The organism is uncultured Methylovirgula sp. (assembly GCF_947646745.1).
Classification (GTDB): domain Bacteria; phylum Pseudomonadota; class Alphaproteobacteria; order Rhizobiales; family Beijerinckiaceae; genus Methylovirgula.
On record NZ_CANSHK010000006.1, the window covers coordinates 16,014 to 38,148 of the forward strand.

A 22,135-nucleotide genomic window follows, 5' to 3' on the forward strand; every position below is an offset into this window, starting at 1 on the left:
TCGGCCCTCGCTTGCGCGAAGCTGCCGCAATCAGCGGGAAAATTACGCGATGATGTCGGGGGTCAGCGCATCCTCGATGCGGTCGATCCTATCGCGCAGGACGAGTTTGCGCTTTTTGAGCCGCTGGATTTGCAATTGATCGGAAGCGGCGATGTCGGCGAGCGCCTCGATGGCCGAATCGAGGTCGCGATGTTCCTGACGCAGCCGCTCGAGCTCCGCGCGCAAGGCCGCGCGCTCCTCATCGCTCAACTTGTCAGCCATCGCCGCCGTCCCGAAACGCTACGGCCGGCACATGTATGCCGGCCGATGCCGATCGCTATCGGGATAAAGCATTTTGCCGTCTGCCTGCAAATCGTCCGAAAGCCCGCGGCGGTTCAGATCACGTTAACTTGCGTGCCCACCTTGACGCGGTCGTAAAGGTCTTCGACGTCCACGTTCAGCATGCGGATGCAGCCGGAGGAAACCGCCTGGCCGATCGTATCAGGCTCATTGGTTCCATGGATGCGGAAACCCGTGTCGCCCTGCGCATTGAAGAGATAGAGCGCGCGGGCGCCGAGCGGATTGCCAATTCCGCCGGCCATGTAATGCGGCAGGTCGGGCCGGCGTTTCAGCATCACGTCGGGCGGCGTCCAGTCCGGCCATTCGGCGCGGCGGGCGACATGAACATGGCCGGTCCAGCCGAAGCCTTCGCGCCCGACGCCCACCCCGTAGCGCAACGCCTTGCCGTCGCCGAGGGACAGGTAAAGATATTTGGATTGGGTATCGACCGTGATCGCGCCCTTCGGCGCGCCGGTTGGATCATCGACCAAGGTCTTCGTCGGCCTGGCGTCGCCCATAACGTTCGGCGACAGGCTCGCCGGTTGTGCCTGCGCCGGTTGCGACGACGGCTGCCCGGAGAAAAGGTTGAACGGGAAAGGAAGGTCCTGGGCCATTGCGCCGCCGGCGCCGGCCGAAACAAGCAAAGCAGAAAGCGCAATCGCGTGGAGTTTCAACATAACGCACCCCCGACAAAAAATGCCGCGCGCCGATAAAGCCACGGGGCGGTTCGGGCGGATGTGCGTTTTGTTCCGTCGCGATGGAGCGCTCAATGGGTGCTTACGCCGGGTGCCGAGGCCGGGCTCTTCGCCGGCGCGGCAGGCGCGGCCGAGGTTTTTGCCGGCATGGTCGCGGCGAGGGCCGAGGCCGGCTTTGGCGGCGCGGGCGGCGGGCGGACAAGCTCCGTTCGTGGCCAGGCGAAGTCGTCGGCTCTGCCGGGCTTTGCATCCGGCGTCTTGCCGTTGACGAAAGCTTGCTCGACGAGGCTGGTAGCATCGGCCTTGGTCGGGGCCGAGGCCAGCGTCGCAAGCTGACCGCCAGGGGCGAGGACCGGTCCGGTCAAAGGCAGCACAGGGCCGACCGGTGGTTTGACCGGCGCAACCGCGGCATTTGCCGCGGGCGAATTGGTTCCGGCCGGCGCGGTCGTCTCGATTTTCGCCAACGCAGCATCGTCTTGCGGCACTGCGCCATTGAGAATGTCGCGAATCTGCGGCTGGACGAAGCTCGCGAGTTTCAGCCCGCCCGCCTTGGTGAAATGAATGCCGTCCATCGCGCGCAGCCGCACGACCTGGCCGTCGACATCCGGGCCATAGGAGCTGAACTGGCCGCTGTCGTCGACGAAATCTTCCCAGATATCGACGTAGGTCGCGCCGTTCCGGCTCGCGTATTGACGATACATGTCGTTCAGCGCCGCCATTTCGGCCGAGAAACGGTCGCTCTTCATGATCGGCAGGCCGACCCACAGCAGCGGGATCTTGGCGTCGTGAAAAATCTTCGCCACCGCTTCGATCCGCGCCGAATAGATTTGCTCATATTGCGGGGTGCCGGGATCGTAGCTGCCATTGGCATCGTGCAGCGTCTGGTGGTCGTTGCTGCCAATCATCATGACGGCGACATTGATCTTTTGCCCGCTGGCGACGAGGTCGTGCGCGGCTTTCGGCCAATCGTAATAATCATCGCGCACAAGGCCGGAATCCTCTTTTGCGTCGTGCAGAACCTCGACCTCCGGCCTGTCGCTCAAGGCGGTGGTCAGGCCTTGGCCGAGCAATTGGCCGAGCGAGTCGCCAAGAACGGCGACGAAGAAGGTCGGCGGTACGGCCGGCGCCTTCGCCGGCTTGTTCGCGGCCGATACATGCGGATGGTAAACGTAATGGCGACGCGGCCGCGGCGGCGCGTATTCTTCGTAGTTATGCTGCGGATGGAATTGCTCTTGGAACCAGTTGAAAGGGTTAAAGCCCTGGGCCTGTGCCGCAGGCATAAGGGCGCCCAACCAAAACAACAGCGCGCCCAGCACGCGTGCCGGCGCTTCTATTCTCTCCCGAAGCTTATGGTCGCGCTGCGGGCGCGTCCGCCAAAGAGCCATCGTCTGCCTCTTGTTCCTATCTACGCCATTTGACGGCGAAGTTAAGGAAAAAGGAGGACTTTCAGCGTCTCAAGCAACCGTCAGGCCGGAAAAGCTGGCGACCAGGAGCAAAGTGCCGAAGACGAGTACACAGAGCGCCGCGCCGACCTCGATCAGCCGGCCGATGATCTCGGCGCGGGGGGAGCCGCGGCCGGAAAAGCGCACGGCGATTTTCTTGGCGAAGACCGCGAAACTGGCGAGCCCGGCGGTGGTGATGGCGGTGCCGAGCGCCATCGCGAAGACCGAGAAGACCCCGGCCATGAACAGGCCCTGCGCAATCGAAAAAACAAGGATCAAGATAGCGCCGGAGCAGGGCCGGGCGCCGGCGGTGGCGATCGTGACGGCCGCGGATTTCCAAGAAAAGCCGGCGCCAAGCTGGCGCGGGTCGGGGGCGTGGAAATGGCCGCAATCCGGGCCGTGGATATGATCCGTCCCATCGTCGGCGAGGAAAGTGGCGTTGCCGCCTGACGCGAAGGCGAGCGTGGGCGCGGCCGTAAAGGCCGGCAGCGCCCGCGCGGCCCAGGCATGCCGGATGCTTTGCACGAGCGCCGCCGTCTTCGTGATCAGCAACGTCACGCCGAGGACGATGATGCCGGCATAGGCCGCGTATTCGAGATAGCGCGCCGCGGCATTCATCCGCGCTGCGGTGGCGTTGAAGACAAGCGCCGCACAGCCGACCAAAGCCACGGCCACCACGCCTTGTAGAAAGGCGGCCAGGAAGGCGATCACGATGCCGCGCTTCAGCGCGCGTTCGTTGGAGATCATATAGGAGGTGATCACCGCCTTGCCGTGGCCGGGCCCGGCGGCATGAAACACGCCATAAAAAAAGCTCAGCGTGGCGAGGCCGAGAAAAGCATAACGGCTGTCGCGAACGGCGCGCATGGCGCCAACGAGCGCCAGCGAGAAGTGGCTTTCCTGAGCAATGATCCAGGCGGTGAGGCCCGAGGCATTGCCAACCGCGCCTTCATCGGCACCGACCGCAAACGGATGGTGGAATTCTTGCGCGAGCGCAGCCCCCGCCGTGGCGAACAAAATCAGCGACGCGAGCGCGGCAGCTCTAAGCTTCACAGGTCGAACCATCGCCTTCCTCGAGCATCCTGTTTAGGGGCAAGCAACGATCACCCGGTCGGCGAGCTTCATGCCGAAGTTCGCGCCGGGAGACAGATTTTGATAGAAAGCTTCGGACAATTGTTTGGCGTCTTGCACATCGAGCGGATTGGCGCCGAGGACGCTGATCGAACAGCCTTTCGGCGCGCCGGCAAGGCTGACTGGAGCGGTCTTGGCCAGGCTGAAATCGACGAAGAACGTTGGATCGTAGACCGAAAAGGTGAAGGCCTTGCCCGGAACGAGCGGGTCTTTCAGCGGCACGGTGAAGGTCAGCACCACGAGCTTGTCCGGCCGCTCTTCGAGCGAATAATCCTTCGGCGGCCCGAAATCGACTTTGGCGCCGTCGTTTTTGGCGAAGGTGAAATAGCCGAACTCCGCCAGCGAATCGACATTGGTCTTGGCAAGCGGCGCCAGCTGTTCCTTGGTGGCGAGCTGGCCATCCTTAGCGAGGCCCTGTACCGCAAAGGCCGAATACATATCGTCGAAGATCCAGGAATTGCGGATCGCGGCGATTTTACCGTCCGGCTGGAAGATCACGTCTTCGTGGGCCGTCACCCAAACGTGTGGATGGGCGGCGGCAGGGCCCGCACCCAGGAGAAGGGCCAGAAGGCTCAATGTCAGCCTTTGGGGGGTGCGCATCGTTCTCGATCAGGGGCTTAGGCAGAATCGTTTCGGCCACTAGCCAGGCAAACTCTGGCCAAAGCGAGGCGAAATCTGTCAATTCGGCGCCGGAGCCGATCGCGCCGGCTTCGCAAAACGCGGTTACAATCATTTACTTAGATAAAGTGGACGGGGAGCCGCGGCGGCGGTTGCGAGGGTTGGACGATCCGCACGCCTGCTTTATACCCATTATTCCCGTTGGGGGCGGCCGGGCTACTCGGCCTTGGGCAGGGTATCTATGGCGGACGCCGACAAAACACAGCGCACGACCCCGCCGCTCTTGCTTGCGGACAAGTACGATCTCGGCCAAAGCCGCATTTTCGTTTCCGGACCGCAGGCGATCGTCCGCCTGCTGGTGATGCAATCGGAGCTTGACCGGCGCGCCGGGCTGAAGACGGCGGGCTTCATTTCTGGCTACCGCGGTTCGCCGCTCGGCGGCCTCGATCTCAATTTTCTGCGTGCCGAGAAGGTGCTGACCGGGCGCGACATCCTCTTCGAGCCGGGTCTTAACGAAGACCTTGCCGCCACCGCGCTCTGGGGGGCGCAGCAGGCGGAGATGCGCGGCGAGGGCCGGTTCGACGGCGTCTTCGGTCTTTGGTACGGCAAAGGGCCGGGCGTCGATCGGTCGGGCGATGTCTTCCGCCATGTCAATCTCGCCGGCACGTCGCGCTTCGGCGGCGTGCTGGCCTTGATGGGCGACGACCATACCGCCGAATCCTCGAGCACCGCGCATCAGTCCGAATTCACCTTTGTCGCGATGATGATGCCGATCCTGGCGCCGGCCGGCGTGCAGGAGCTGATCGACTACGGTCTCTACGGCTATGCGCTGAGCCGCTATTCCGGCTGCTGGGTCGGTCTCAAATGTTTGAAGGACACGGTCGAATCGACCGCCTCGGTCGAGGCTTCGCTTGATCGCGTGCGGCCGGTCATCCCCGCCGATTTCATCTTGCCGGCGACGGGCCTCAACATCCGCCCGCATGATTCCGTGCTCGAACAGGAAAGGCGCCTGCAGAACGAGAAGTTCCCGGCGGTGCTCGCCTGGCTGCGCGCCAACAGGTTGAACCAGATCGTCACCTCCGGCGGGCCGAACGCCAAGCTCGGCATCGTCGCGGCGGGCAAATCCTATCTCGATGTCCGCCAAGCGCTCGACGAGCTCGGCATCGACGAAGTGCGCGCCAATGCGCTCGGCCTGCGCCTCTACAAGATCGGTTGTCCCTGGCCGCTGGAGCCGCAGGGTTTGCGGACCTTCGCGCAAGGCCTCGACAAGATCATCGTCGTGGAAGAAAAACGCTCGCTGATCGAGAACCAATTGCGCGATGAGCTTTACGGCAGCGCGCATCAACCCGTCTGCGTCGGCAAGAAGGACGAAAGGGGCCGTCCGCTGTTTCCGGTTGCCGGTGCGCTCGAGGTCAACGCCATCGCCATCGCCATCGGCCGCCGCTTGCTCGACTATCGTCCAAGCGCCGAGCTCGAAGATCGCATCGCTTATCTCGAAACTTTGCAGGGCGGCCTCGCAACGCTGAAAGATGCGGCGACGCGCACGCCCTATTTCTGTTCCGGCTGTCCGCACAATACATCGACCAAAGTGCCCGAGGGCATGCGCGCCTATGCCGGCATCGGCTGCCATTACATGGTCCAGCGCATGGACCGGGCGACCGAGGGCTACACGCACATGGGCGGCGAGGGCGCCAATTGGATCGGCGAGGCGCCGTTTTCGACGCGCGGCCATATCATTCAGAACCTCGGCGACGGCACCTATAATCATTCGGGCGTGCTGGCGATTCGTTGGGCCGTCGCGGCCGGCACCAACATCACCTTCAAGATTCTCTTCAACGACGCCGTGGCAATGACGGGCGGCCAGGCGCTCGAAGGCGACCTGACGGTGCCGAAGCTCGTCCGTCAGGTGATGGCGGAGGGCGTCAAGCAAGTCGCCGTGGTGAGCGACGCGCCGGAGAAATATCGTGCTTTGGCCGATTGGCCGGCACAGGTCGGCGTGCATCCGCGCGAAGACCTCGATTCCGTGCAGCGCGATCTCGCCGCCGTCTCCGGCACGACGATCCTCGTTTATGACCAGACCTGCGCGGCGGAGAAGCGGCGTCGCCGCAAGCGCCATGAATTTCCCGATCCGGACAAGCGCGTCTTCATCAACGATCTGGTCTGCGAAGGCTGCGGCGATTGCGGCGTCGCCTCGAATTGCGTTTCCGTGCAGCCGCTCGAGACGGAATTCGGCCGCAAGCGCGCGATCGACCAATCGAGCTGCAACAAGGATTTTTCCTGTCTCAACGGCTTCTGCCCGGCGATGGTGACGGTGCATGGCGGCAAGCCGAAGGTCGCCGGCATGCGACCGGCGGCGGAGGATGATTTTCCATCGCTGCCGCAGCCGGACATTCCGGTGCTTGGCGACAGGCCTTTCTCCATTCTGATCGCCGGCGTCGGCGGCACGGGGGTCGTGACCATCGGCGCCTTCCTGGCGATGGCGGCGCATCTCGAAGGCAAAAGCTGCGGTTCGACCGATATGGCCGGCCTCGCGCAAAAGGGCGGCGCCGTCCATAGCCATATCAAGATTGCCGCGAAGCCCGAACAGATCCATGCGATCGGCATCGCTGCGGGGGGTGCCGATCTCGTCATCGGCTGCGATCTTGTCGTCTCGGGGAGTGCCAAAGTGCTCGCCGCGATCCGGCCCGGCGAGACCGGCGTCGTCGTCAACAATGCCGAAACTTATCCTGGCGATTTCACCCGCGACCCGGATTTCACGCTGCCCGTCGCAACGATCAGACAGGCGATCGAAAAGGCGGCGGCCGGCCGCGCCGCATTCTGCGATGCGACGACGCTCGCGACCGCCCTCGTCGGCACTTCCGTCGCCGCCAATATCTTCCTCGTCGGCTTTGCCTGGCAGCGCGGGCTTCTGCCCTTGTCGGAAGAGGCGCTGATGCGCGCCATCGAGATCGTCGGCGAAGCGGTGGCGATGAACAAGCGCGCTTTTCTGTGGGGCCGGCGCGAAGCCTGCGCGCATGAGCGCGTCGCCACGCTCTTAAGGCCCATCGTCGCGCCGCATTCGTCGCGCTTCCTGTCGACGTCCTTCGCCGACCTTTTCGCGCGCCGCAAAAGCTTTCTCGCCGCTTATCAAAACGCTGCCTATGCGGAGGCCTATGCGCAGGCTGTGCAGCGCATCGCCGATGCCGAACGGCGCGTTGCGCAAGGCGAGACCCGCCTCGCCACGGCGGTCGCCAAAAGCCTGTTCAAGCTGATGGCGGTGAAGGACGAATATGAAGTCGCTCGGCTCTACAGCGACGGCACGTTCATGCAGAACATTGCCGCCGCCTTCGACGGCACAACGCAGATCACCTTCCATCTGGCGCCGCCGATCTTTGCGCAAAAACGCGGACCGGCTCCCAAATGGACGTTCGGGCCGTGGATGATGGGTCTGTTCAAGATCCTGGCGCCGCTGAAAGTCTTGCGCGGCACGCCGCTCGATCTTTTCGGCTGGAGCCGCGAACGTCGCATGGAGCGCAAATTGCGCGCCGATTTTGAAAGCCTGCTTGACGAAATCACATTGAAACTGGTGCCGGAAAATTACGAATGCGCCGTTGCGCTGGCATCGCTGCCGGAGAAAATCCGCGGCTTTGGCCATGTAAAACTGCAGACGATCGAGAAGACGAAGGCCGATGAGGCCGCGCTCCTCGCCCGTTTCCGCGACGAAATGATCCAGCATCCCGTGAAGCTCGCGGCGGAATAACGACTTTCTTACCGGCCGAGCGCAAAGCGTCGCATGATGGCGGCTTTGTTTCGCGTGCTCGAATCCCCACATGGCTTCGTGCAGCGCGAAGGAGGATGTCACAATGCAGAAAGCCCCATCGGCCTTCGGCCGGTTCGATGTCAAGAAGATCGCGGACTCGTTTCCGCCCAGGGCCGATACATTGCTGCTCGATACTTATCTGACCAATGAAGAGGCCGCGAGCGCGCGTATTTTTCGCGTCTACCGGCCGACGCCGGCGCATTATCATGCGACCTGCGACGAATATCTCTATGTGCTGTCCGGCAGAGGCACGTTCTGGCTGGACAATCCGCAGAACGGCGGCGCCTTCGAACCCGGTCAATTGCTCTTTTTTAAGAAGGGCGTCGTCCACGCTTTGCCGGAGATGAACGAGGAGCCGGTCGTCTTTCTTTCGGTCGATACACCGCGGCGCGACCCGAAGGACATTATCTTCGTCAATCCGCAGGACGGCACGCCAGAGAGCTTCATCAAAGCTCTCTGACGCGCGGCGCGTTTAGAGCGTTTTCGAGCGAAGCGGATGCCGGTTCGCGTGAAGAAAACGCGTCAAAAAGGCCCTACCGCACGATGACGTTGGAAAACTGCCAAGGGTCGTCTTTGTCGAGCTCTTCAGCAAAGAGCTTGGCGCGGTCGACCAGCGGCGTCCAATCGGTATAGGTGCCAATCACCGGCTGCAGATAGGGCGATTGCACCTCGAGGCAGCGATGGAAATCCATCTCGTCGGCCTCGACGATGCCGGCACGCGGATTTTCCAGCGCCCAGACCATGCCGGCGAGCACGGCGGAGCTCACCTGCAGCCCGGTTGCATTCTGATAAGGCGCGACGCGGCGCGTCTCCTCGATCGACAGCTGCGAACCATACCAATAGGCGTTCTTGGCATGGCCATAGAGCAGCACGCCAAGCTCGTCGATGCCGTCGACAATCTCGTTCTCGTCAAGAATGTGCCAGTCGGGCTGCTGGCGCCATTGCGCGCCGGCCATTTCGTCGAGCGACAGCACGGCGTCGTCGGCCGGCCGATAAGCGTAATGAACGGTCGGGCGATAGACCACCTCGCCTTCTTCGCGCAGGGTCAGATAATCGGCGATCGAGATCGATTCGTTATGGGTGACGAGAAAGCCGTGCTGCGGCCCCGGCGTCGGCGTCCAGGACCGTACGCGGGTGCCGGCGCCCGGCCGAAGCAGATAGATCGCGCAATCAGGGCCATAATCATGGCGGCGGCCTTCCGGCGGAAGCTGCTTCTCGTGCGTGCCCCAGCCAAGCTCGGCCGGCTGCAAGCCTTCGGAGACGAAGCCTTCGACCGACCAGGTGTTGACGAAGACATTCATCGGCTTCGGCGTCTTGGCGCGCTGCGTATCGCGCTCGGCGATATGAATGCCTTTGATGCCGAGGCCCCGCGCCAGCCGCGCCCAATCCTCGCGCGTCTTCGGCGCGGCAACTTTGAGGCCGATATCCGCGGCGACGTTGAGCATGGCCTGTTTGACGAACCACGAAACCATGCCGGGATTGGCGCCGCAGCAAGAGACGGCCGTCGGGCCTGAGCCGAGCGCGTCGCGCTGGTCGAGCACTTCTTGGCGTAAGGCATAATTCGAGCGCTGCGATTGCGTCAGTCGCGGGTCGTCATAGAAGCCCGGCCATGGCTCGCAGACCGTGTCGATATAGAGCGCGCCGACCTCATGCGCGAGCCGCATGATCGCGGCGGAGGATACCTCGACAGAGAGATTGACGATGAAGGGCTGGCCGGGGCCGTTGGTCAGCAGCGGCTTCAAGAGATCGACGAAATTGTCTCGCGTCACGGCCTTCTGAACGAAAGCGATGCCGCGCTCGTCGAGAAGATGCCGGTCCTTTTCGACCGGATCGATGACGGTGAAGCGCGTCTTGTCGAACTGAAAATGCCGCTCGATCAAGGGCAGGGTGCCGCGCCCGATCGAGCCGAAGCCGATCATGACAATGGGGCCGGTAATCGTGCCGTGGATCGGCCAATTCTGCATCGTCAGTCTCCAGGATGAGGGGCGCAGCGCAAGGGTCGCGCGCCTTAAATGCGAGATGGCCGCGAAGGTCAAGAACATGCGGCGCCGGCGCGCAAGAAAAAGGCCTTCCACCGGGCGCGGCGAAAGGCCTTTTCTTTTCAGATTCGACGACGCGTTACAGGACGATGACCTTGGTGCCGATCGCAACGCGCTGGTAGAGATCCATCACGTCGCCGTTCATCATCCGAATGCAGCCCGAGGAGACCGCCTGCCCGATCGAATCAGGCTCGTTGGTCCCGTGAATCCGGTAAAGCGTGTCCTTGCCGTTCTCCCAGAGATAGAGCGCGCGGGCGCCGAGCGGGTTGCCGAGGCCACCGTCCATCTCCTCCGGCAGATCCGGCCGCCGCTGCAGCATGTCCGACGGCGGGAACCACTTCGGCCATTCCTGCTTGCTATGGACTTCGGCGACGCCCTTCCAGGCGAAGCCCTCGCGGCCGACGCCGATCCCATATTGCAGCGCTCTTCCGTTGCCCTCGATCAGATAGAGGTGCTTCGACGCGGTATCGACGATGATCGTGCCGGGTTTTTCCGAGCTCGGATAATCGACTTCCTGGCGCGTATGTTTGCCGACCGCGGCGGCATCGTCGTCAGGCGGCGGATTATAAGGCGCAGTATCCGGCGAGACATGCGGCGTCGGACTGGCATAGGCGCGCTGATCCGGAGGCACATAAGAATCCGGCGGCTCGGCTTGCGGCTCGCCGTAATTCTGCGGTTGGCCGCCGCCCGGATAGGGCGGGTAGGTATAATTCGGCGGATTGGCCTGATAGCCATTGTAATTGCGCCATTGCGCAGAAGCCGGCGCGCAAAAGGCGACAACGGCGGCGAGTGAGAAAAGCGCCACAACGCTTGATTTCATCATTGTGAAATTCATGGATCGACCCCACGGCCCCCTTCAAGCTGAATGATACCTAAAAAAGCGGCAAAATACCGAATGTGCCGGACCACACACGACACTTCCAACAACGCTATTTTCCAACGAAATAACGCTTGCGCGTAGCTTGCGCCATCGCCTCACCGGACTTTGAAGGCAGCCCGGGTCAAGCTGACCGCGCGAGCGTTAACAAAGCTTTAGCGGCGCTGGCACGGGCGCGCGAGAGGAGGTTTTTATGCCGTTTCGCTTGGCAAGGCTCTTGCCGCCGGCCAATCCTGTGTCACACTACCTTCGTGGATGCGTCTCCAGAAGGAGCAAGGCATGTCTTTGGAAAGCCATCTCGCTGAGCTTGAACGCCGTCACGAAGCCCTCGACCGCGATATCGCGCGCGAATGGGGCTATCCCTCCGTCGACGAAGTCAAACTGGCCGAGTTGAAGCGGCGTAAGCTGCAGCTCAAGGACGAAATTACCAAGTTGAAGGGCATCGAGAGAACCGAGACTTTGCATTAGAGCCCGGTTTAATCAAAAAACTGGTGTTCGGGCAGGAGTCGGGCGCGCCGCGCGCCCGGCTCGCGCCGCGTCATGGGTCTGAAAGGCGCTGGAAAACAGCGCACCGCATTGTGGCGGCGCCCCGGATCAGCTAGAAGTTCGCCGCGGTCGAGCTGATGCCCGGCCGGCGGCCCAATTTGCACCCGTAGCTCAGCTGGATAGAGCGCTGCCCTCCGAAGGCAGAGGTCACAAGTTCGAATCTTGTCGGGTGCGCCAATCAAATCAAAAGCTTATCTTGCTTGCCCTGACAGCGAATTTGCATCAGTGAGCCCATAGTAAGCACGGTCGGGCAATCACGTTCACCGCACTACCTAGTCTTTTCGGGCAGCGACGCGGCCCGACAGCCGGGGCGAAGCATCTTCGCTCATGCGGATGCCGACGCCACATGCGACCGATACATGTGATCGCTAAGCCGAAGCTCTGCGCGACGCGAAGCTGGCCGAGATGTTGGTTGGTGCCGGCGCGAAGCGCCGGCGGTCGACTGAGCGCGACGTGAAATCGTTCAGTGCACATTTCGCGATCTGCAGTTCGAACTCTTCACCGGCCGATCTTGGCTGAGCCGGGCGGCCTTTAGCGAAATTTACAAGGCGCGCGATGGCTTATCGAACCGCCATCTCTGTCGAATCGTCAGGAAGCGCGCAAGAAGGCAGCGTCAAGTTCGGGCGGAAGATGAACGATCGCCGCATCGGCGCCAGGCTCGTGGGTATGGACGGATCAATTCCTGCGCAATACCATGAGCAGGAGGTGATCTTCCGTGGCGCTAGCATTTGCGCGTCGCCAAGGCAGGCGATGAGGACGTTCGTTCGATGACGCTGCGCCGAGCGGGTTAGCCTTTCGATTTACCGCCCCTCGCAAGCGTGTCGATCTCGAGAGACCTGGTCATGACCGACAACAAGCCGGCTGCAGACGTTACCAAGGATTGGCAAGCAACGCAGAGCCAGAAGTCCTCCGCGATGCGCCTCCGCCTTTTCGCCGTGCTCTGCTGGATCGTCGCCATGGGTGGCGAGGTCGCTGGGATCTATTTGTTCTACCAGCGCAAGTTCGACCATGGGAACATGCCGCTACTGATCGGCATGCTGGTCGGGATCGCGGTCTTCGCAATCGCCGGCAACTTGCTATGGAAGGCGGCCAACAGGCACGATCCGGCCCGTGCATCCGATTCGGCCAGATTCTTCTTCCAAAACCAGCTCGGCGCGATCATCACGCTGATCGCCTTCCTCCCGCTGCTTTTCCTGATCTTGACCGACAAGAACATGGATCCGCAGACCAAGAAGATTGCCGGCGGCGTCGGCGCTGTGCTCGCCGTGCTCGCGACGCTGATCGGGGTCAGCTACCAACCCCCGTCGGTTGAGCAGTACACCCAGGACATGAACGCGTGCGCGACTCAAATTAAGACGGGGCTGCCGACTACCGCCTGTTCGCCCGACGTCGCCGCCCAGGCGAAGGAGATTGCCACGGACTCGGCCACAGTGGCCGCGGCGACGAAGGATACCGCGCACCCCGCCGGTCGGGATGTCGTCTATTGGATTGCGCCTGAAAACGGCGCCAAGAAGTCCGCGACGCCGCATGTCTTCCACCTCTGCGCAGGTGTGAGCCCGCTGAAAGGCAAGGCCGTGAACAGCGGCTCCGTGACCGAAGCCTATGCACAGAATGCCATCCGCATCACGAAGCAAATCGCGATGGAACAGAAGCAATGCGGGTTCACGGTTTCGCAATAAACCTGCCCATCGCCATGGCGTGCAAATAGGCGACGAGCGCGTCGAGGTCAGCGTCCGAGATGGCGCTTTTGCTGAAGCCGATCATCTGTTGAGCCGGCCAGGCTCGGACTGCCTTCGGATCTCGGATGATGGCGCGAAGTCCCGCATCGGTCAGATATTGTGTTGGAGACATCGGACGTCCGAGGTCCGGCCCGGTATCGCTGGCGCCGCCGTCATTCATCCGATGACATGGCAGGCATTGCGTAACAAAAACGTCTTGTCCGCGTCGTGCTGGAGCGTCGGCTGGTGTCGTCGCGGGCACAGAGATCTGAGGCCAACGATGAGCCGGGCTTTCGACGAAGGTCAAACGGCTCAGTTGATAAGGCCATTGCTCGCTTGAAATTGCAGATTTCTCGGGATTCTTCCAGATCAGGTAAAACGGACCGGCCGTTTCCGCTTTCTGCGGCAGTCGTGGCCAGGGGTGCCTAGGATCTTCGATAGCAATATAGGCGACAGCTCCGCCGTTTGCGCCACGCTTGATCAGTGCAAATGGAATCTGGCTGACGAAGCCGTCCCGTGCCTCCATTTCGACGGTATCGAGTTTCGGATCGACGTCGTTGCCTAAGAGGTCCAAAAATGGCACCGCGCGATAGACAATTGTGTGGTTATAGACGTCGCCCGTTGTCCTCAACTCCACGACCTCCGGCCTCGTCAAAAGTTGGGCGGCCGTGAAGCGCTGCTCATTTGCGCCACCATTGATAACAAGCACAGGCTCTGTCGCTCGTTCGGATTCTGAGCGGGCCGCGCGCCATGTAACAGAGACCAGCAGCGTAATGACGGTCGCCATCAGCACAGGCCACCGCAGGAATAGGTTGCCGCGGCAGAGAAAACACTGTCGTTTCGTATTACCGACAGAAACGAAGTGTGACATCTGTCGTCTCCAGTGAACGCAAATTGATGCGTGAGCTCGAAAGCACAGGATGATTGCCGCAAGCTAGCACCTTAAAGATGATGCGGCGAAGGCGCGACAAAACGAGATGTCTCAGGGGTGGCCGAGAACTTTTTGATTGCGGTTTTCGATGACCCGGCGAGTCTTGGCTGAGGCTCCAGGCCCCGGCGCAAAGCGGATGTCCCGGAACGAAAGCGGCGCGCCGCCCTTCGCATGGACCGTAATCGGCTCGATCGGCGCGCCGGTTGCGTCCTCGACGAGCGCGGTCGGGGGCTTGCCGCAAGAGGCAAGCCAGCGATCTCCCCATTGCCACAACGCAACCAACACCGGATACAATTCCTCGCCCTTTTTGGTCAGGCGGTAGCCGTCCGTGTTGGCGCGATCCTCGAGTGCAAACCGCTCCAGAATGCCGAGTTCGGTTAGCCGAGTCAGCCGCGCGGTGAGGATGTTCCTCGCAATACCAAGCTCGCTTTGGAACTCGTCGAAGCGAGTCGCTCCCTGCGTGCACTCGCGCACGATCAATAGCGACCACCATTCGCCGACCTCTTCGAGAGCGCGCGCGATCGAACAGTTCATTCCGGAGAAGCTCTTTCTTTGCATAGCAGACCCTAGCAAAAATAGTTGCATAACGCAACTAATTATGTTTTAGTTGCATTATGCAACTGATATGGCGAGGGCGCCAGGTCGAAATTTTTGGGGAGTTTATGATGGATCGTCGCTTGCTCGTCTTGGCTCTGGGCATGTTTGCGCTTGGAACCGATAGTTTCGTAACGGCCGGCGTGCTGCCGCAGATCTCCCACGCCTTTCACATTTCGATCGCCAGTGCAGGACAGCTGACGACGATTTACGCGCTGACTTACGCGGTGATGGCGCCGACTGTCGCGGCGCTCGCGGCGCATATTCCACGTAAGGTTCTTCTGCTTTCGAGTCTCGTGGTCTTCGTGATTGCCAATCCGGCGACGGCAGCGGCGCCGACGTTCGGCGTCGCGCTTGCGACGCGCATCCTTGCCGGTCTAGGCGCGGCAATGTTCGCGCCGACCGCCACCGGCGCGGCGGCGATGATCGTTCCTCCGGAGAAGCGTGGATTTGCATTATCGGTCGTCATCACCGGCCTCGCCGCTTCCACCGCGCTCGGTACCCCTATCGGAGCCGTCATCGGCGGCCTCGGCGATTGGCGTTGGACAATGATATTTATTTCGGCTCTTGCGGCGATCTCGGGGGTGGGCGTTTGGGCGTTGCTGTCGCATGTTCCGCTGCCGCCTAAGATCAGCTTGGCACAGCGGATAGCCCCCGTCGCCGATCCTCGCATCGCCCTGACCTTGCTCACGACGTTCGTTTATCAAGCGGCACATTTCATTTCCTATACCTACTTTGCGGTCGTCTTCGATCGCGTGCTCGGCCACGACACGCTGCTGATTGGCGCGATCCTCGTCCTCTGGGGATCGAGTGGCACGATCACCAATTTGGTGACCGGACGCTTGGCCGACAGCATTGGCAGCCGGAACGTCATCTTCGCGCTGCTGATCGTCCTTGCCGTGGTCCTGGCCTCCCTTAGCTGGGCCAGCGCGCATCTCTGGTCGACGATTCTGGCGTTCGCCATTTGGGGGTCGGCCGCCTGGGGCCTGCTTGCCCCGCAACAGCACCGCCTGGTGACTGTGGCCCCGCACTCGGCTCCGGTCGTCCTGGGCCTCAACACGTCATTCACTTACTTTGGCATAACGGCCGCCGGCCTGATCGGCGCATGGGGCATCCAGACGGTCGGCGCGCATAATCTCGGTTACATCGGCGCGATGATGACGCTCGCCGCGGTCGGGATCGCAGAAGTAGCGACTTGGCGCATCAACGTTTCGAATGCCAAGCGTACAAATAGCGCGCTCGCATCAGCGTAAACTCGCGAGAGATCGTCGATCCTCGTCTGGAGTCTCAGGCGGGGATCGACAGAAAGCCCGCTCCTCGTCATCTCGCAGACGTCGTGCTGTCGACCCGATCACTCTCGGTCCGTCGACCTATAAGGACCGCGCAATTGCGCGCCCAAGCGCCACGATGCGCGGCGTCGGATCCAAACCTTACGTTCGCACGCCAACGGGGAGATGCCTGACACATTATTGTAAATAAGCAAACCTATCGTTTATTGTCACATTATCTTTAATGGTGGCTTGGAGTGATATTGTTGGCTGTTCCCAACGAGACTACCGGGCCGCGCCGAGATCCTCGCCCCGCATGAATGGTTCGAGCAGCCCTCGATCGTCACCATGAAAGGCGGCCTGTGGGAGGCCAAAGGCTGGGATGACGCGCAAGATGCCGCGTCGGCCACATGAGCAGCGATCATCCGGGCTTCTCAGTTAACGCAGCAATCGCAGAATGAGAGAATAGCCCGCTGCCACAGCCGATCACGACTGATCGGTTCGCCAGCCGATTTTCGGGACATGAGCCGCGCCCTGCCAAGGCGGAGGCCGCCACGGCCAAGCTTGGCCGCCCTTATAGCTCAGATCGAGCTGGGCCGCCGGAACCTTGTGCGCGTCCATTCGTTTAATTACGGGCGCGTGTAGGCGCACCAAAGCAAAACCTTAAGCGGCAGAGCGGAGTATTCGATGGCACCGAAGGCAGGGGCGCCCGTCAGGAAAAGCTCTGAGCGTGGTTCAGATCGTTTTCCGGCCGCCATCGAGGGCTCGGAAGAGCAAGTCTCGGAAACGGATTCCGCGAAGCTTCTGCGCGCTTTGCAGGCCATGCGGTCGGGCGATTTCAGCGCGCGCCTGCCCGGCGACTTGACGGGGCTCAGCGGAAAGATCGCCGACGTTTTCAACGACATCATCGCTGCGAACCAGCAGATGGCGGCGCAATTGGCGGCGGTCGGCGAGGCGGTCGGCCGCGATGGGCGAATCCGCACGCGCGTGCGTTTCGGCATTTCGACCGGCGCCTGGGCCGACATGGAAAATTCCGTCAATACGCTGATCGATGATCTGCTGTGGCCGACGACGGCGGTGACCCGCACCATTTCCGCGGTGGCCAAGGGCGACTTGCTTCAACCGGTCCGGCTCGACGTCGATGGCCGCCCGCTGAAGGGCGAGTTCCTGCGCTCCGCCACGATCGCCAATGCGATGATCGAACAATTATCGGTCTTCACCTCGGAGGTGACGCGCGTCGCCCGCGAAGTCGGGACGGACGGCAAGCTCGGCGGCCAGGCCAAGGTCAAAAACGCAACCGGCGTTTGGAAGGACTTGACCGAATCCGTCAATTCCATGGCCTCGAATCTGACCGGCCAGGTTCGCAATATCGCAGAGGTGACGATCGCGGTCGCATCCGGCGACCTTTCCAAAAAGATCACCGTCGATGTGCGCGGCGAAATTCTGCAGCTCAAGGAAGCCATCAATACGATGGTCGATCAGCTTCGCTCCTTCGCCTCCGAGGTCACGCGCGTCGCCAAGGAAGTCGGAACCGAGGGGCGGCTTGGCGGCCAGGCCCAAGTTCCCGGCGTTGCCGGCACATGGAAAGATCTGACCGACAACGTGAACTTGATGGCCTCCAATCTTACGGCGCAAGTTCGCAATATCGCAGAAGTCTCGACCGCGATCGCCAATGGCGACCTCTCGAAGAAGATTACCGTCAACGTCAGCGGCGAAATTCTCGAGCTGAAAGAGACCATCAATACGATGGTCGATCAGCTCAACGCCTTCGCCTCAGAGGTGACGCGCGTCGCGCGCGAGGTCGGCACCGACGGTCGGCTCGGCGGTCAAGCGGAGGTGCCCGGCGTTGCCGGCACGTGGAAGGATTTGACCGATAGCGTGAATTCGATGGCCGGCAATCTGACGGCTCAGGTGCGCAACATTGCCGAAGTCTCGACCGCCATCGCCAACGGAGACTTGTCGCGCAAGATCACGGTCGATGTCCGCGGCGAAATCCTTCAATTGAAGGAAACGCTGAACACGATGGTCGACCAGCTCAATCGGTTCGCGTCGGAAGTCACGCGCGTCGCCCGCGAGGTCGGCACCGAGGGCAAGCTCGGCGGCCAAGCCGTCGTTCCGGGCGTCGCCGGAACCTGGAAGGATCTGACTGAGAACGTCAATTCGATGGCGTCGAATCTGACCGGACAGGTGCGCAACATCGCGGCGGTGACGACCGCCGTCGCGCGCGGCGATCTCTCGCGGAAAATCACGGTCAACGTCAGTGGCGAAATTCTGGAACTGAAAAACACCATCAATACGATGGTGGACCAGCTCAATGCCTTCGCCGGCGAAGTGACGCGTGTTGCGCGCGAAGTCGGGACCGAAGGAAAACTCGGCGGCCAGGCGCAGGTGCCCGGCGTTGCCGGTACGTGGAAGGACCTCACCGACAACGTCAATTCGATGGCCGGCAACCTCACCGCCCAGGTCCGAAACATCGCCGAGGTCGCAACGGCGATCGCCAGTGGCGACCTGTCGCGCAAGATCACCGTCGATGTCCGCGGCGAGATTCTGCAGCTCAAGGAAACGATCAATACGATGGTCGATCAACTTCGCTCGTTTGCCGGCGAAGTCACGCGCGTCGCGCGCGAGGTCGGAACGGAAGGCAGACTCGGCGGCCAGGCCGTCGTCCCGGGTGTCGCCGGCACCTGGAAGGATCTCACCGACAACGTCAATCTTCTCGCGGCCAACTTGACGACGCAGGTGCGCAATATCGCGGAAGTGACGACGGCCGTTGCGCGTGGCGACTTGTCCCGGAAAATCACCGTCGATGTTAAGGGCGAGATTCTCGAGCTGAAAAATACCATCAATACGATGGTCGATCAGTTGAATGCCTTTGCCGGCGAAGTGACGCGCGTTGCGCGCGAGGTCGGCACCGAAGGCAAGCTCGGCGGCCAAGCGCAGGTTCCTGGGGTGGCCGGAACGTGGAAGGACCTGACCGACACGGTCAATGTCATGGGCGCCAACCTCACCGAGCAAGTGCGCGGCATCGTCAAAGTCGTGACCGCCGTCGCCAACGGCGATCTCAAGCAAAATCTCACCGTCGCTTCGAAAGGCGAAGTCGCAGCCTTGGCTGAGACGATCAACAATATGACCGATACGCTTGCGACTTTCGCCGAGCAGGTGACGACGGTTGCACGCGAGGTCGGCGTCGAAGGCCGTCTCGGCGGTCAGGCGCATGTGCCCGGCGCCGCCGGCACCTGGAAGGATTTGACCGGCAACGTCAACCTTCTTGCCGCCAATCTCACGACGCAGGTCCGCGCTATCGCGGAAGTCGCGACCGCCGTGACCAAGGGCGACTTGACCCGCTCGATCCAGGTCGACGCGCGCGGAGAAGTGGCCGAACTCAAAGACAATATCAACACGATGATCGGCAATCTGCGGCTGACCACCGAAAGAAACAACGAGCAAGACTGGCTCAAGACCAACCTCGCCCGCTTCACCAATATGCTGCAAGGCCAGCGCGATCTCGCCAATGTGGGACGGATGCTACTGTCGGAGCTCGCTGCGCTGGTCGATGCCCAGAACGGCGTGATCTATCAGGTCAATGGCGACACGCTGCAATTGCTGCACGCCTATGCCGACGATAGCGCCAATGGCCACCCGAAGGAACTTCGGCTTGGCGAAGGCCTCGTCGGCCAGTGTGCCCGCGACGCAAGGCGGCTGCTCATCACGGACGTGCCCGAAAACGTCGTGCCGATTTCGTCGAGTATCTTCAAGACGACACCGAAGTCCGCGGTCGTCTTGCCGGTTCTGTTCGAGGGGCAAGTCAAGGCCGTCATCGAGCTTGCCTCGCTCAGCCATTTTACCGAGCTGCAGCTTTCCTTCCTCGAACAATTGACGACCGGTACCGGCATTGTCTTGAACAGCATTGAAGCAACAATGCAGACCGAGGGACTCCTCAAGCAATCACAACAACTGGCGGCGGAGCTTCAAACCCAGCAAAAAGAGCTGCAGCAGACCAATGAGCAGCTGGGGCAGAAGGCGCAACAGCTCGCCGAACGCAATGTCGAGGTCGAAGCCAAGAATCAAGAGATCGAGCAGGCGCGCCGCGCACTTGAAGAGAAGGCAGCCGAGCTGGCGCTGACATCGAAATATAAGTCCGAATTTCTGGCGAACATGTCGCACGAATTGCGCACGCCGCTGAACAGCATCCTCATCTTGGGCCAACAGCTCGTCGACAACCCGGAGGGCAATCTCAGCGGCAAACAAGTCGAGTTCGCCCGTACGATCCATGGCGCCGGCACCGATCTCCTCAATCTCATCACCGACATCTTGGATCTTTCGAAGATCGAATCCGGCACCGTTTCCGTCGAAGCCGAAGAAATTATCTTCACGAATTTGCTGGAGATGATGTCGCGGCCGTTCCGGCACGAGGCCGAAAGGCGGCAGCTCGCCTTTGAAATCGATCTCGATCCGAACCTTGAACGCAGTCTGATAACGGACTCGAAACGGCTTCAGCAGGTCCTGAAGAATCTCCTGTCGAATGCTTTCAAATTCACCGAGCGGGGCGGCGTCAAGCTGACGGTGCGGTCCGCGAAGAGCGGCTGGAACGCGGATCATCCGACGCTTCGCGCGACGCCGTCGGTCGTCGCTTTTGAGGTCTCCGATAGCGGGATTGGGATCCCCCCCGAGAAGCAGAAGATCATCTTCGAGGCCTTCCAACAGGCGGACGCCGGGACAAGCCGAAAATATGGCGGAACCGGCCTAGGCTTGGCGATCAGCCGCGAATTGGCGAATTTGCTTGGCGGCGAAATTCAGCTTCGCAGCACGCCGGGCGTCGGCAGCACGTTCACGCTCTATTTGCCGCTGACTTACGTGGGCGCGCAAACGATGCCGCGAGGCAGAGAGGCGACGATTCTGCCGTTCCCGCCAGGCGCCTCGGCGTCCCGGCTGTCCGAACATCAGCCCGAACGGCTCGAAGACGATCGTGCAGACATTCGGCCTGGCGATCTGTCGTTGCTTATTGTGGAAGACGATCCTCATTACGCGCGGGTCTTGGCCGATCTGGCGCGCGACAATGGGTTCAAAGTCATTCTTTCGTCGCGCGGGTCTGAGGCGCTGACTCTCGCACGGGACTGTCGGCCGACCGCCGTCTCTCTCGATGTATTCCTGCCCGACATGCTCGGCTGGAATGTCTTGAGCCAATTGAAGCAAGACCCCAACGTCAGGCATATCCCAGTTCAAATTATTACGCTCGATGAAGATCGGCATCACGGCCTTGCGCGTGGCGCTTATTCTTTCATGACCAAACCGACGACGATCGATGGCTTGGAGAGCGCATTGAGCCGCCTGAAGAAGTTCGCTGCGCCACGCCGGCGGCGCCTTTTGGTCGTCGAGGATAATGCCGCAGAACGGCTGAGCTTGAGCGAGCTTCTTGGCCATGACGATATTGAAATCGTCGCCGCCGAGACGGGCAATGGCGCGCTGAAGATTCTCAAAGAGAATCCGCCGGACTGCATCGTCCTGGATCTCTCGCTTCCGGATATTTCCGGGTTCGAGGTCCTAGAAAAAATCCGCGACGACGCCTCGCTCGCCGACATTCCGGTCGTCGTTTTCACCGGCCGCGAGCTTTCCTCGGAAGAAGACGCCGTTCTTCACACCATGGCGCGCAGCGTCGTGGTGAAGGGAGTTGAATCGCCCGAGCGGCTTTTGGATGAAACCGCGTTGTTTCTTCACCGCGTCGTCTCCGAACTTCCGGCGGCCAAGCAAAAGATGCTGGAACGTCTGCATAATTCAGATGAAGATTTGGTCGGCCGCACTGTGCTCCTCGTCGATGACGACCCGCGGAATATTTTTGCGCTGAGCAGCGTGCTGGAGCGCCGCGGCATGCGCGTGCTTACCGCTTCGACAGGCAGCGAGGCCATCGACGTCATAAACCAAACTCCCGATCTCAAGATCGTGTTGATGGATATTATGATGCCGGGAATGGACGGATATGAGACCATGCAGGTCATTCGCGCCAAGCCAAACTACAGGCGGCTGCCCATCATCGCGCTCACTGCAAAGGCAATGAAGGGAGATCGCGAAAAATGCCTCGAGGCAGGCGCATCGGATTACCTTGCAAAGCCAGTCAATACTGAGCAGCTTCTTTCCGCGCTGCGGATGTGGCTGCACCGGTGATAC

Annotated in this window: 15 protein-coding genes and 1 tRNA gene; 7 read left to right on the forward strand and 9 right to left on the reverse strand. The window is 61.4% G+C overall.

Annotation, left to right across the window (positions count from 1 at the left end; genetic code table 11):
* Positions 1-42 precede the first annotated feature (42 nt).
* The 5 genes from Q0025_RS02860 to Q0025_RS02880 form a co-directional block, all read right to left on the reverse strand.
* On the reverse strand, positions 43-261 hold the full coding sequence (locus tag Q0025_RS02860) for a DUF465 domain-containing protein (RefSeq protein ID WP_297295827.1): 219 nt from the start codon (positions 259-261) through the stop codon (positions 43-45).
* Between the two features lie 113 nt (positions 262-374).
* A complete protein-coding gene (locus tag Q0025_RS02865; RefSeq protein WP_297295829.1) occupies positions 375-995 on the reverse strand; it encodes a L,D-transpeptidase in 621 nt (206 codons plus the stop codon).
* Between the two features lie 89 nt (positions 996-1,084).
* Positions 1,085-2,293: an SGNH family hydrolase gene (locus Q0025_RS02870; RefSeq protein WP_297295830.1), complete on the reverse strand. Its 1,209-nt coding sequence runs from the start codon at positions 2,291-2,293 to the stop codon at positions 1,085-1,087.
* Positions 2,294-2,467: 174 nt separating this feature from the next.
* Positions 2,468-3,505, reverse strand: coding sequence for a nickel/cobalt transporter (locus Q0025_RS02875; RefSeq protein ID WP_297295831.1), 1,038 nt, complete (start codon positions 3,503-3,505; stop codon positions 2,468-2,470).
* Between the two features lie 33 nt (positions 3,506-3,538).
* Positions 3,539-4,159, reverse strand: coding sequence for a DUF1007 family protein (locus Q0025_RS02880; RefSeq protein WP_297295832.1), 621 nt, complete (start codon positions 4,157-4,159; stop codon positions 3,539-3,541).
* 283 nt (positions 4,160-4,442) lie between these two features.
* Between Q0025_RS02880 and Q0025_RS02885 the strand changes: the two genes are divergently transcribed.
* Positions 4,443-7,940 carry an indolepyruvate ferredoxin oxidoreductase family protein gene (locus tag Q0025_RS02885; RefSeq protein WP_297295833.1) on the forward strand — a complete coding sequence of 1,166 codons (3,498 nt, stop codon included), beginning with the start codon at positions 4,443-4,445 and terminating at the stop codon, positions 7,938-7,940.
* 103 nt (positions 7,941-8,043) lie between these two features.
* Positions 8,044-8,460 carry a cupin domain-containing protein gene (locus Q0025_RS02890; RefSeq protein WP_297295834.1) on the forward strand — a complete coding sequence of 139 codons (417 nt, stop codon included), beginning with the start codon at positions 8,044-8,046 and terminating at the stop codon, positions 8,458-8,460.
* A gap of 73 nt (positions 8,461-8,533) precedes the next feature.
* Here Q0025_RS02890 and Q0025_RS02895 read toward each other — a convergent pair whose 3' ends face one another.
* Together Q0025_RS02895 and Q0025_RS02900 are read right to left on the reverse strand one after the other, a co-directional pair.
* Positions 8,534-9,964: a saccharopine dehydrogenase C-terminal domain-containing protein gene (locus Q0025_RS02895; protein ID WP_297295836.1), complete on the reverse strand. Its 1,431-nt coding sequence runs from the start codon at positions 9,962-9,964 to the stop codon at positions 8,534-8,536.
* Between the two features lie 154 nt (positions 9,965-10,118).
* The gene (locus tag Q0025_RS02900; RefSeq protein ID WP_366939380.1) at positions 10,119-10,862 is read right to left on the reverse strand and encodes a L,D-transpeptidase; all 744 of its coding nucleotides are present in this window, start codon (positions 10,860-10,862) and stop codon (positions 10,119-10,121) included.
* A 333-nt stretch (positions 10,863-11,195) separates the two neighbouring features.
* On the opposite strand from Q0025_RS02900, the gene Q0025_RS02905 reads away from it, so the two are divergent.
* The 3 genes from Q0025_RS02905 to Q0025_RS02915 all read left to right on the forward strand — a co-directional run bounded on the left by Q0025_RS02905 (position 11,196) and on the right by Q0025_RS02915 (position 13,141).
* On the forward strand, positions 11,196-11,384 hold the full coding sequence (locus Q0025_RS02905; RefSeq protein ID WP_297295838.1) for a DUF465 domain-containing protein: 189 nt from the start codon (positions 11,196-11,198) through the stop codon (positions 11,382-11,384).
* Positions 11,385-11,562: 178 nt separating this feature from the next.
* Positions 11,563-11,639 (forward strand) — tRNA-Arg (locus tag Q0025_RS02910).
* 665 nt (positions 11,640-12,304) lie between these two features.
* Positions 12,305-13,141: a hypothetical protein gene (locus Q0025_RS02915; RefSeq protein ID WP_297295839.1), complete on the forward strand. Its 837-nt coding sequence runs from the start codon at positions 12,305-12,307 to the stop codon at positions 13,139-13,141.
* Here Q0025_RS02915 and Q0025_RS02920 read toward each other — a convergent pair.
* Positions 13,125-14,051: a cytochrome c gene (locus tag Q0025_RS02920; RefSeq protein ID WP_297295841.1), complete on the reverse strand. Its 927-nt coding sequence runs from the start codon at positions 14,049-14,051 to the stop codon at positions 13,125-13,127. The two genes, Q0025_RS02915 and Q0025_RS02920, sit on opposite strands and share 17 nt — an antisense overlap.
* Before the next feature lie 111 nt (positions 14,052-14,162).
* A complete protein-coding gene (locus Q0025_RS02925; RefSeq protein ID WP_297295843.1) occupies positions 14,163-14,696 on the reverse strand; it encodes a helix-turn-helix domain-containing protein in 534 nt (177 codons plus the stop codon).
* Positions 14,697-14,776: 80 nt separating this feature from the next.
* On the opposite strand from Q0025_RS02925, the gene Q0025_RS02930 reads away from it, so the two are divergent.
* Positions 14,777-15,958, forward strand: a complete 1,182-nt coding sequence (locus Q0025_RS02930; protein ID WP_297295845.1) for an MFS transporter — start codon at positions 14,777-14,779, stop codon at positions 15,956-15,958.
* Between the two features lie 837 nt (positions 15,959-16,795).
* A complete protein-coding gene (locus Q0025_RS02935) occupies positions 16,796-22,132 on the forward strand; it encodes a HAMP domain-containing protein (protein ID WP_297295933.1) in 5,337 nt (1,778 codons plus the stop codon).
* Positions 22,133-22,135 lie beyond the last annotated feature (3 nt).

Excerpts from the sequence above, each read along its gene's own strand:
- Q0025_RS02935 (WP_297295933.1), top strand. The coding sequence starts at position 16,796 with ATGCGGTCGGGCGATTTCAGCGCGCGCCTGCCCGGCGACTTGACGGGG.
- Q0025_RS02900 (WP_366939380.1), bottom strand. The coding sequence starts at position 10,862 with ATGATGAAATCAAGCGTTGTGGCGCTTTTCTCACTCGCCGCCGTTGTC.
- Q0025_RS02925 (WP_297295843.1), bottom strand. The coding sequence starts at position 14,696 with ATGCAACTATTTTTGCTAGGGTCTGCTATGCAAAGAAAGAGCTTCTCC.
- Q0025_RS02860 (WP_297295827.1), bottom strand. The coding sequence starts at position 261 with ATGGCTGACAAGTTGAGCGATGAGGAGCGCGCGGCCTTGCGCGCGGAG.
- Q0025_RS02865 (WP_297295829.1), bottom strand. The coding sequence starts at position 995 with ATGTTGAAACTCCACGCGATTGCGCTTTCTGCTTTGCTTGTTTCGGCC.
- Q0025_RS02915 (WP_297295839.1), top strand. The coding sequence starts at position 12,305 with ATGACCGACAACAAGCCGGCTGCAGACGTTACCAAGGATTGGCAAGCA.
- Q0025_RS02885 (WP_297295833.1), top strand. The coding sequence starts at position 4,443 with ATGGCGGACGCCGACAAAACACAGCGCACGACCCCGCCGCTCTTGCTT.
- Q0025_RS02870 (WP_297295830.1), bottom strand. The coding sequence starts at position 2,293 with ATGCCTGCGGCACAGGCCCAGGGCTTTAACCCTTTCAACTGGTTCCAA.
- Q0025_RS02920 (WP_297295841.1), bottom strand. The coding sequence starts at position 14,051 with ATGTCACACTTCGTTTCTGTCGGTAATACGAAACGACAGTGTTTTCTC.
- Q0025_RS02905 (WP_297295838.1), top strand. The coding sequence starts at position 11,196 with ATGTCTTTGGAAAGCCATCTCGCTGAGCTTGAACGCCGTCACGAAGCC.
- Q0025_RS02890 (WP_297295834.1), top strand. The coding sequence starts at position 8,044 with ATGCAGAAAGCCCCATCGGCCTTCGGCCGGTTCGATGTCAAGAAGATC.
- Q0025_RS02895 (WP_297295836.1), bottom strand. The coding sequence starts at position 9,964 with ATGCAGAATTGGCCGATCCACGGCACGATTACCGGCCCCATTGTCATG.
- Q0025_RS02930 (WP_297295845.1), top strand. The coding sequence starts at position 14,777 with ATGGATCGTCGCTTGCTCGTCTTGGCTCTGGGCATGTTTGCGCTTGGA.